The sequence below is a fragment of the Geodermatophilus sp. SYSU D00696 genome, assembly GCF_054050235.1.
Genome location: NZ_JBJGYY010000033.1, coordinates 41,063 through 51,173 on the forward strand (window position 1 = coordinate 41,063; position 10,111 = coordinate 51,173).

Annotated in this window: 8 protein-coding genes; 4 read left to right on the top strand and 4 right to left on the bottom strand. The window is 76.1% G+C overall.

Going from position 1 to position 10,111, the window contains the following annotated elements; translation table 11 throughout:
• Positions 1-124 precede the first annotated feature (124 nt).
• Together sigB and dtd are read right to left on the bottom strand one after the other, a co-directional pair.
• Positions 125-1,108, bottom strand: coding sequence for an RNA polymerase sigma factor SigB (gene sigB, locus ACI79O_RS18710; protein WP_456886908.1), 984 nt, complete (start codon positions 1,106-1,108; stop codon positions 125-127).
• A gap of 244 nt (positions 1,109-1,352) precedes the next feature.
• Positions 1,353-1,784: a D-aminoacyl-tRNA deacylase gene (gene dtd / locus ACI79O_RS18715; RefSeq protein WP_456886906.1), complete on the bottom strand. Its 432-nt coding sequence runs from the start codon at positions 1,782-1,784 to the stop codon at positions 1,353-1,355.
• 199 nt (positions 1,785-1,983) lie between these two features.
• Here dtd and ACI79O_RS18720 point away from each other — a divergent pair, with 199 nt between their 5' ends.
• Both ACI79O_RS18720 and ACI79O_RS18725 read left to right on the top strand, forming a co-directional pair.
• Positions 1,984-2,781: an ABC transporter ATP-binding protein gene (locus ACI79O_RS18720; RefSeq protein ID WP_456886904.1), complete on the top strand. Its 798-nt coding sequence runs from the start codon at positions 1,984-1,986 to the stop codon at positions 2,779-2,781.
• 1 nt (position 2,782) lies between these two features.
• Positions 2,783-5,314, top strand: a complete 2,532-nt coding sequence (locus ACI79O_RS18725; protein ID WP_456914889.1) for an ABC transporter permease — start codon at positions 2,783-2,785, stop codon at positions 5,312-5,314.
• A gap of 58 nt (positions 5,315-5,372) precedes the next feature.
• Here ACI79O_RS18725 and ACI79O_RS18730 read toward each other — a convergent pair whose 3' ends face one another.
• Positions 5,373-6,956 (bottom strand): ATP-binding protein, encoded by a 1,584-nt coding sequence (locus tag ACI79O_RS18730; RefSeq protein WP_456914890.1) that lies wholly within the window; start codon positions 6,954-6,956, stop codon positions 5,373-5,375.
• A gap of 145 nt (positions 6,957-7,101) precedes the next feature.
• Here ACI79O_RS18730 and ACI79O_RS18735 point away from each other — a divergent pair, with 145 nt between their 5' ends.
• Positions 7,102-8,283, top strand: a complete 1,182-nt coding sequence (locus tag ACI79O_RS18735) for a sensor histidine kinase (protein WP_456914891.1) — start codon at positions 7,102-7,104, stop codon at positions 8,281-8,283.
• Entirely contained in the window at positions 8,280-8,942 is a 663-nt protein-coding gene (locus tag ACI79O_RS18740; protein WP_456914892.1) for a response regulator, read from the top strand. The genes ACI79O_RS18735 and ACI79O_RS18740 overlap by 4 nt, the downstream gene beginning before the upstream one ends.
• An 11-nt stretch (positions 8,943-8,953) precedes the next feature.
• On the opposite strand, the gene ACI79O_RS18745 is transcribed toward ACI79O_RS18740, so the two are convergent.
• Complete coding sequence (locus tag ACI79O_RS18745) at positions 8,954-9,976, bottom strand: zinc-dependent alcohol dehydrogenase family protein (protein ID WP_456886894.1); 1,023 nt, start codon at positions 9,974-9,976, stop codon at positions 8,954-8,956.
• Positions 9,977-10,111: the final 135 nt, after the last annotated feature.

Consider the following 10,111-nt stretch of genomic DNA (forward strand, 5'->3'; position numbering starts at 1 on the left):
CCTCAACCGATCGGTTGAGGACGAGCCTGGCGTGCACCGCTGCGGGTGTCAACGGCCGCGCAGACGCCGAGAGCCGGCTCCCCGTGGGGAACCGGCTCTCGGCGGCGTGCTGCCGGGACGGCTGCTACGCCAGGTAGTCGCGCAGGGCGTCGGCGCGCTGTGGGTCGCGCAGCTTGGCCATCGTCTCGCGCTCGATCTGGCGCACCCGCTCGCGGGAGAGGCCGAACTGCTTGCCGATCTGCTCGAGGGTGCGCGGCTGGCCGCCGTCGAGCCCGAAGCGGAGCACGACGACGTCGCGCTCGCGGTCCTCCAGCGTGGAGAGGACGTTGCGCACGTCGCCCTTCATCATCTGGAAGGCCACCGCGTCCTCGGCCACCGCGGCGTCGGCGTCCTCGATGAAGTCACCGAGCCGGGACTCCTCGTCGGCACCGACGGTCTGGTCGAGGCTGACCAGGTCGCGGCTGTACTCGAGCAGCTCGGTGACCCGCTCGGGGGTCATGTCCAGCTCGAGGCCGAGCTCCTCGGCGGTGGGCTCGCGCTCGAGCTCCTGGTGCACCCGGCGGCGGGTCCGCACGACCTTGTTGACCTGCTCGGCCAGGTGCACGGGCAGCCGGATGGTGCGGCCGGAGTCGGCCATCGCGCGGGTGATCGCCTGGCGGATCCACCACGTCGCGTAGGTCGAGAACTTGAAGCCCTTGGTGTAGTCGAACTTCTCGACGGCGCGGATGAGGCCGACGTTGCCCTCCTGGATGAGGTCCAGGAACGTCATGCCGTGGCCGGTGTAGCGCTTGGCCACCGACACCACCAGGCGCAGGTTGGCCTCCAGCAGGTGCCGCTTGGCGGCCTTGCCGTCGATCGCGAGGGCCTTGTAGTCGCGCTGCAGGGCCGGGGTGAGCTGCCGCTCGGTGAGCAGCCGCTCGGCGTACAGGCCGGCCTCGATGCGCTTGGCCAGCTCGACCTCCTGCTCGGCGGTCAGCAGGGCGGTCTTGCCGATGGTGTTCAGGTACACGCGCACCAGGTCGGTCGACACCAGGCCACTGGTGTCCGGCTCGCGTCGCGGCGAGCGGACCTCGAGGGCGTCACTGGGGGAGGACTGCAGGAGCGTCACGGGATGTCTTCGTCCTTGCCTGTGGTTCTGGATGCACCCGCCGGCTGGCGCGCACGGTGGGTCACCCGCGTCTGGGGTGGGGGCGCCGCTGTCCGGGCGGCACCCCGCTGTCGTCTGTTGTCGTCCGTTGTGTTACGCCCCGTCCAACGGTTCCGACGGGGCCTGGTGTTCCGCGTGACCCGCAATCACAGGCAACGCACAGACCGTGTCTTCGGTCACCACCAGTACCCGGCCGGTCGCTGGATCAGACCTCCAGCAGCAAGGTCATCGGTCCCTCGTTGACCGACGCCACGAGCATCCGGGCCCCGAACACGCCCGTGGCCACCTCGCTGCCGCGCCGGCGCAGCTCGGCGACGACCTCGGTGACCAGCGGCTCGGCCACCTCGCCGGGCGCGGCGGCGTCCCACGACGGGCGCCGTCCCTTGCGCGTGTCGGCGTAGAGCGTGAACTGGCTGACGACCAGCACCGGCCGCCCGAGGTCACCGGCCGAGCGGGCGCCCTCGTCGGTGGGGAACACCCGCAGCTCGTGGACCTTTCGCGCCAGCGCGCGGGCGCGGCCGGCGTCGTCGTCCCGGCCGACGCCGACCAGCGCCAGCAGGCCGGGGCCGATCTCCCCGACGACGGCGCCGTCGACGGTCACCGAGGCCGACGCCACCCTGCTCACCACCGCACGCACCGGCCCATCCTGCGCTGCCGCCGGCCGGCCGTCGCCGACGGGAGCGGGCCTCCTCCTGCGGCAGGAGGAGGCCGGACCCGCCCCTCCTCGAGGACCACTCCGCCGACGGTCCCGCAGGCCGATCCCCACGGGCGCCGCCGCCGACAGGCTCGGTCCGCCGCAGCAGGTGCGGCACCCCACCACCTCGAGGAGCCAGACCGTGACACCGGTCCAGCAGACGTCCCCGGCCGCCCCCGCCGCGGCGACGGGCACCCCCGCCGCCCGCGGCCGGGCCCTGACCAGGGTCTACGGCCGCGGCGACACCCAGGTCACCGCGCTCGACGCCGTCGACGTCGACTTCCACCGGGGCGAGTTCACCGCGATCATGGGCCCGTCGGGCTCGGGCAAGTCCACGCTCATGCACTGCATGGCCGGCCTGGACTCCCTCACCTCCGGGCAGGCCTGGATCGGCGACGCGGAGCTCTCGGCCCTGGACGACAAGGGCCTGACCCGGCTGCGCCGCGACCGCGTCGGGTTCGTCTTCCAGGCGTTCAACCTCCTGCCGACCCTGACGGCGCTGGAGAACATCACGCTGCCCATGGACATCGCCGGCCGCACCCCCGACCGGGCCTGGCTGGACGAGGTCGTCGACGCCGTCGGCCTGCGGGCCCGGCTCGGCCACCGGCCGGCCGAGCTGTCCGGCGGCCAGCAGCAGCGCGTCGCCTGCGCCCGCGCGCTGGCCGGCCGGCCCGAGGTCGTCTTCGCCGACGAGCCGACCGGCAACCTCGACTCGCGCAGCGGGGCCTCGGTGCTGTCGTTCCTGCGGACCTCGGTGCGGGAGATGGGCCAGACCGTCGTCATGGTCACCCACGACCCCGCGGCCGCCTCCTACGCCGACCGGGTCCTGTTCCTCGCCGACGGCCGCATCGTCGACGAGATGGCCGCCCCCACCGCCGAGCGGGTCCTGGACCGCATGAAGGCCTTCGACCCCGCCGGCCGCGTCGTCGAGGTGGGCTGAGATGCGCAAGGCGACCCTGCGCAGCCTCCTGGCGCACAAGCTGCGCCTGGCCCTGTCGGCTGTGGCGATCGTCCTCGGCGTCGCCTTCGTCGCCGGGACGATGGTCTTCACCGACACCCTCGACCGCACGTTCACGGCGCTGTTCGAGAGCACCGCCTCCGATGTCGGCGTGACCGCGGAGGGCGGCTTCGACGCCGGCGTCGACGGGCCCGCCGGCAGCCGCCCGGTCCCCGGCGACCTGGTGGAGCGGGTGCGCGACATCGACGGCGTGGCCGCCGCCGCGGGCTACGTGCAGGCGGAGGGCGTCTACGTCCTGACCCCCGCCGGCGAGGTGCTCGACACCGGCGGCGCTCCCGGGATCGGGATCAGCTGGACCGCCGAGCCGGAGCTCTCGCCCGGCGAGCTGACCGAGGGCCGCGCCCCCGAGCGGGCCGGTGAGGTGGCCCTGGACAGCGGCAGCGCCGCGGAGGCCGGCCACGCCGTCGGTGACCGCGTCACCCTGCTCACCCCGGGCCCGAGGGTCGAGGCCACCGTCGTCGGCGTCTTCACCTTCGGTGAGGACGGCGGCCTGGCCGGCGCCTCGCTGACCGCCTTCGACGCGGCCACCGCCCAGGAGCTCACCGGCCTCGGGGACGGCTTCACCGGCATCCAGGTGGCGGCTGCCGACGGCGTGACCCACGCCGAGCTCGCCGACCGCATCGCCGCTGCGGTCGGCGACGGCTACGACGTGCAGACGGCGCAGCAGCAGGCCGACGAGCAGTCCGCGGCACTCGAGGAGGGGCTGTCGTTCATCACGGTGCTGCTCACCGCCTTCGCGGTCATCGCCCTGTTCGTCGGCAGCTTCATCATCCTCAACACCTTCTCGATGCTGGTCGCGCAGCGGACCCGGGAGCTCGCGCTGCTGCGGGCCCTGGGGGCCGGCCGGGGCCAGGTCACCCGCTCGGTGCTGGTGGAGGCCGCCGTGCTCGGCGTGGTCGGCGCCACGCTCGGCCTGGCCGGCGGTTTCGGCGTCGCCTCCGGCCTGCGTGCGCTGTTCGGCACGTTCGGGCTCACCCTCGACGGCGACCTCGTGCTGTCGGGGGACACGGTGGTGTGGTCCTACGCCGTGGGTGTCCTGGTGACCCTGGTCGCGGCCTGGGTGCCCGCCCGCCGGGCGGCCCGCACCCCACCGGTGGCCGCCATGCGTGACGACCACGTCGCCGTGGAGCGGTCGCTGCGCCGCCGGAGCGCCGTGGGCGCGGCGCTCGCGGTCGCGGCGGCCGGCGCGCTGGTGGCCAGCGTCGCGGCCGACGGCGGGGACGCCCCCGCCCTGGTCGGGGTCGGCGCGCTGGCCCTGGTGCTGGCCGCCGTCGCGCTCAGCCCGGTCCTGGCCCGGCCGTTCGTCCGGGTGCTCGGCGCGTCCCTGCCACGGCTCGCGGGCACCGCCGGCCGGCTGGCGCGGGACAACGCGCAGCGCAACCCCCGGCGCACGGCGGCGACGGCGTCCGCGCTGATGGTCGGGCTGACGCTGGTGACCGGCTTCGGCGTGCTGGGCGCGTCGGCCAACGCCTCGGTCGACGCCCTCGTCGACGACGCGCTGCGCGCCGACTACGTCGTCTCCACCGCCGTGGGTCAGCCGTTCACCCCGGAGGTGGCCGACCGGCTGCGGCAGCTCGACGAGGTCGACGCCGTCCTGCAGGAGCGGTTCACCCAGGTGCAGCTGGACGGGCAGACGACGTTCGCCGCGGCCGTCGACGCGGCCACGCTGGACCGCGGGCTCACCCTCGAGTACCTGTCCGGCGGCAGCGCCGGGCTGGCCGGGCGCGGCGTGCTGGTCGACGAGACGACCGCCGCGGCGCGCGGCTGGGAGGTCGGCGACACGGTCGAGGCCGTCTCGGCGGGCGGCCAGCGGGCCGAGCTCACGGTGGGCGGCGTCTACGCCGCCAACCAGGCGGTCGGCTCGGTGGTCCTGTCCCTGGAGACCGACGCGGCGCTCGGCGGGCAGGCCCTCGACCGCTACGTCTACGTGGTCCTCGCCGAGGGGATCGACGCGGCCGCGGCACGGGCGGCGGTCGAGTCGGTCGTCGACGCCTACCCGGTGGTCGGCCTCAAGGACCGCGACGAGTTCGCCGGCGAGCAGAAGGCCCAGGTCGACCAGGTGCTGCTGCTCATCAACGCGCTGCTGGTCCTGTCCGTGGTGATCGCCGTGCTCGGGATCGTCAACACCCTGGCGATGTCGGTCCTGGAGCGGACGCGGGAGATCGGGCTGCTGCGCGCGGTCGGCATGACCCGGCGGCAGCTGCGCCGCACGGTGCGGCTCGAGGCGGTGCTCATCTCCGTCTACGGGTCCGTGCTCGGCCTGGGCCTCGGCCTGGTGCTCGGGATCGGCCTGACCCGGTCGCTGGCCGACCAGGGCATCACCGAACTGGTCGTCCCCGGCGGCCGGCTGGCGGGCTTCCTGGTGCTCGGCGCGCTGATCGGCGTGGTGGCCGCGGCGTGGCCGGCCCGCCGGGCGGCACGGATGCAGGTGCTCGACGCCATCGCCACGGCGTGACGCGGTGACCGGGTGCCCGGGAGCGGGGCACCCGGTCGCCGTCCACCCGGCGGCGGGGTCAGCCCGGGAGGGGCACGCGGACGACGAGCCGCGTGCCCTCCCCGGGCGCGCTGTGCACGTGCAGCCACCCGCCGCACAGCAGGGCCCGCTCGCGCATCGTGCGCTGACCGTGCCCTCCGCCGGGCTCGTCCGCCGGGTCGAACCCGCGGCCGTCGTCGGTGACGGTCAGCACCAGCTCCGACCCCCGCACCTCCAGCTCGAGGCCGGCGCTGTCCGCCCTGGCGTGCTTGACGCAGTTGTGCAGGGCCTCGGCGGCGATGCGGACCAGGTGCTCGGTGTGCCCGGCGCCGACCGCGGGCAGGTCGTCGGGCAGCCGCAGCCGCACCGGCAGCCCGTTCCGGGTGGTGCAGGCGGCCGCCAGGTCGGCCAGGGCGCCGGCGAGGTCGGGGGTCTCCCCGCGGATGCCGCTGACCATGGCCCGCAACTCGGCGACCGCCTGCCGGGACAGCTCCTCCAGGTCGCGGGCGGCGGCCTCGACGAGCCCGCCGTCCCCGGCCGCCAGGCCGCGCCGGACGGCCTGGGCCCGCGCGTGCAGCGAGAACAGCGATGCGCTCAGCGAGTCGTGCAGGTCCCGGCCCAGGCGCCGGCGCTCGAGCTCGGCGGCCTGCGCCCGCAGTTGCTCGTCGGCCAGCGCGACCGACACGTGGGCGCCCAGCGCGGACCACGACGTCAGCTCCGGCTTCGTCGGCGCGGTCACCGACGGCGGCATGAGCAGCAGCAGGCACCCTCCGACCCGCCCGCCGCGGTGCAGCGGCAGCCCGGCCGCGCCCTGCCAGCCGAGCCCGGCCAGGTGCGCGGCCAGGCCGGCCGCGGACCGCTCGAGACGCTGCCGCCCGTCGGAGAGCAGCAGCAGCCGGCCGGCCGTGAGCAGGTCCCCGCCGGGGAGGTCGGACACGCGCAGGTCCGCCTCCGCCACCACCTCGGCGGTCCGCGGCGGGACGCCGGCCGACGCGCGCAGCACCAGCCGCCCGTCGTCGGCCGCGGCGAGCACCAGGCAGCCGACGGCGCGCGACCGGTCCACGGCCTCGCGGGCCAGGCTGGCCAGCACCTCCTCGACCGGCGCGTCCCCGGCGATGCCCGCCGCCGCCGCGCCGGGGACCGCGGCGTCGGTGTCCGGGGGACCCAGCCCGAAGGTCGGGTGGAACACCGCCGGCGCCAGCTCCCGGTCGCCGACCCGCAGCACCGACCCCGACCAGGTGATGCCGACCTCGGTGCCGTCGGGCCGGACGACGGTGTTGGCGTAGAAGGCGGTGTCCCCCTCGCGCTGCTCCTGCTCCAGCTCCAGCAGCGCCGCCCGCTCGTGCTCGGCGAAGGTCAGCAGGTAGTCGGTCCCGGCGAGCTCGACGAACGGGCGGCCGACCACTGCGGCACCGGCCGGGTTGAGGTACACCCAGCTGTGGTCCTCCCCGGTGATGCACACGCCGTAGCCCGAGGACTCGATCAGCTCCACCAGCGCGTCGACGCCCAGCCCGTGGAGCACGGCCGGGCCATCGGCGGGGAGCGCCTGCGGCGGCCGGGGAACCGGGAGCCGGGGGGCGGCGGGCTGCTCGTGCTCGGACGCGACGAAGCCCTGGGGATCCACGAGCGCAGAGGATAGACAGCGGAACGGCGCCGGACGGATTCCGCGGCGCCCGGCTCGCCCCCCTCCTCCGCGAGGAGGAGACCGAGCCGGGAACCGGTCCGTGCGGAGGAGGGACCGGCGTGCGGGCGGCGCCTAGCGTGGCCGCGTGCAGCTGAGCGGCGTCGTCCCCCGCAGCCCCCGGTGGCGGTGGGGCGTCCGGGAGGACGTCGTCCTCGGCGCGCTGGTCGCGCTCTTCGCGACCCTGTCCCTCTGGTCGGCCCCGGAGTTCGTCGACTACGACTTCCGGGAGCCCGACGCGCTCGCCGTCGGGCTCGCGGTCCTGTCCGGCGCGGCGGTGGCCCTGCGCACCCGGCGGCCGCTGGCGGCCCTGGCCGTGGCATCGGTCGCCTCGCTCCTGCCGGTGCAGCAGGGCTACGCGCAGGGCGTGGCCACCCTGGCGCCGCTGCTGGTCACCTACACCGTCGCGGCCGCCCACCCGCTGCGGCGCAGCGCCCCCGCCACGGCCGGCGCGGGCCTGCTGGCCGCCGTGGTCCTGCTCACCGGCCCGTTCGAGCCCTCCGCGGCGGACTGGTTCGGCAACGCGCTGCTGCTCGGCGCGGGTTTCGGCGTGGGCCGGTCGGTGCGGCTGCGGCGGCAGCACACCGCCGGCCTCGAGGAGCGCAACCGCGCCCTGTCCGAGGCGCAGGAGGCGCGCAGCCGGGCCGTGGAGGTCGACGAGCGGGCCGCCATCGCCCGGGAGATGCAGGACCTGGTCACCCACGGCCTGACGGCGCTGACCGTGCAGACCGCCGCGGCCCGGCGCCTGCTGCGCACCGACCCCGACACCGCGGAGGACCTGCTGCGCACCGTGGAGCGGATCGGCCAGGACGCCGTCGCCGACATGCGCCGCGTCCTCGGGGTGCTCCGCCCGACCGGCGACGCCGCCGAGCTGCGACCCCAGCCCGGGCTGGCCGACATCGACGACCTGGTGGCCTCGGTGCGGGCCGCCGGCATGCCGGTCGAGCTGGTGTCCATCGGGACCGCGGCCGAGGTGGAGCCCGGCGTCGCGCTCACCGCCTACCGCCTGGTCCAGGAGGCGCTGCGCAACTGCCAGCAGCACGCCGGCCGCGCCGCGGCGACGATCGTGCTGCACTGGCGTCCCGGGAGCCTGTCGCTCGCGGTCGAGGACGACGGCCGCGGCGCCCGCGACGGCGGACCCGGGGGCCGGGGGCTGCGCTCGCTGGCCGAGCGCGTCGCGGCCTACGGCGGGCGGCTGCGGGCCGGTCCGCGCGGCGGGGGCGGGTTCGCCGTCACCGCGACCCTGCCGACGTCGAGGAGTGCCGCGTGACCATCCGGGTGCTGCTGGTCGACGACCAGCCGCTGCTGCGCACCGGCTTCCGGCTGATCCTGCAGTCCGAGCCGGACGTCGAGGTCGTCGGCGAGGCCGGCGACGGGGAGGTCGCGCTCTCCCAGGTGCGGGCGCTGCGCCCCGACGTGGTGCTCATGGACATCCGCATGCCCCGCATGGACGGCGTCGAGGCGACCCGGCGGCTGGCCGCGCTCGACGCGCCTCCCCGCGTGCTGGTGCTCACCACCTACGACCACGACGAGTACGTCGTCGACTCGCTGCGGGCCGGCGCGTCGGGGTTCCTGCTCAAGGACGTGCCGGCCGAGGACCTCGTCGACGCGGTGCGCGTGGTGCACCGGGGGGAGGCCGTCGTCGCGCCGCGGGTCACCCGGCGGCTGCTCGACCGCTTCGCCCGGCTGCTCCCGGCCGCGGAACAGGCGGCCGCGCCGCTCCCCGAGCTCACCGAGCGGGAGCACCAGGTGCTGCTGCTGGTGGCCCGGGGGCTGTCCAACGCCGAGATCGCCGGCGAGCTCGTCCTGAGCGAGACGACGGTCAAGACCCACGTCAGCAACGTCCTCACCAAGCTCGGCCTGCGGGACCGGGTGCAGGCCGTGGTGCTCGCCTACGAGCGGGGGATCGTCAAGCCCTCCGCCTCGTGAGCAAACGGCGGTCAGGGCCGCAGCAGCGTCTTGATCGCCCGCCGCTCGTCCATCGCGCGGTAGCCCTCCGCGGCCTGCTCCAGCGGCAGCTCGAGGTCGAAGACCCGCCCCGGGTCGATCTCGCGCCGCCAGATGAGGTCGATGAGCTCGGGCAGGAAGCGGCGCACCGGGGCCGGCCCGCCGTGCAGGTGCACGTGGGTGAAGAACAGCTCGTCGCCCGGCAGCGCGACGTCGTGGGCCACGCCGACGTAGCCGACGTGCCCGCCGGGGCGGGTGGCGCGGACGGCCTGCATCATCGACTCCTGGGTGCCCACGGCCTCCACGACCGAGTGCGCGCCCAGCCCGTCGGTCATCTCCCGGATCCGCGCCACACCCTCGTCGCCGCGCTCGGCGACGACGTCGGTGGCGCCGAACTCCCGGGCCAGCTGCTGCCGCGACCCGTGCCGGCTCATCGCGACGACCCGCTCGGCCCCGAGCTGCCGCGCGGCCAGCACGGCCAGCAGGCCGACCGCGCCGTCCCCGACGACGGCCACCGTCTTCCCGGGCCCGGCCTGGGCGGCGACGGCGCCGAACCAGCCGGTGCCCAGCACGTCGGAGGCGGCGAGCAGGCCCGGCACGAGGTCGTCGTCCGGGAGGTCGGGGGTGGCGACGAGGGTGCCGTCGGCCAGCGGGACGCGGGTGTACTCGGCCTGGGCGCCGCTGGCCGCGCCGGGCTGCCGGTTGACGCAGGAGGTCTGGTAGCCGGCGCGGCAGATCTCGCAGGTGTTGTCGGAGGCGAAGAAGGAGCCGACGACGAACTGACCGGGCCGGACCGTGGTGACCTCGCTGCCGACCTCCTCGACGACGCCGGCGTACTCGTGGCCCATGGGCGAGGGCCCGCGCACCTCCTCGACACCGCGGTAGGGCCACAGGTCCGAGCCGCACACGCAGGTGGCGGCCAGGCGGACCACGGCGTCGGTGGGCTGCTCGATCACCGGGTCGGGGCGGTCCTCGACGCGGACGTCGCGGGGGGCGTGCAGGACCGTTCCTCGCATGACGGGTCCTCCGGGGTCGGTGGGGTCGGGCCGGGGGCGGGGGGGCGGGCGGGCGGCGCCTCCCCCAGCCCGGGCCCCGCCCCCCCCCGCGCGGCCGGGCCCCCCCCCCCCGCCCGCCCCCCCACCACCCCGAAC

Excerpts from the sequence above, each read along its gene's own strand:
- ACI79O_RS18745 (WP_456886894.1), bottom strand. The coding sequence starts at position 9,976 with ATGCGAGGAACGGTCCTGCACGCCCCCCGCGACGTCCGCGTCGAGGAC.
- ACI79O_RS18725 (WP_456914889.1), top strand. The coding sequence starts at position 2,783 with ATGCGCAAGGCGACCCTGCGCAGCCTCCTGGCGCACAAGCTGCGCCTG.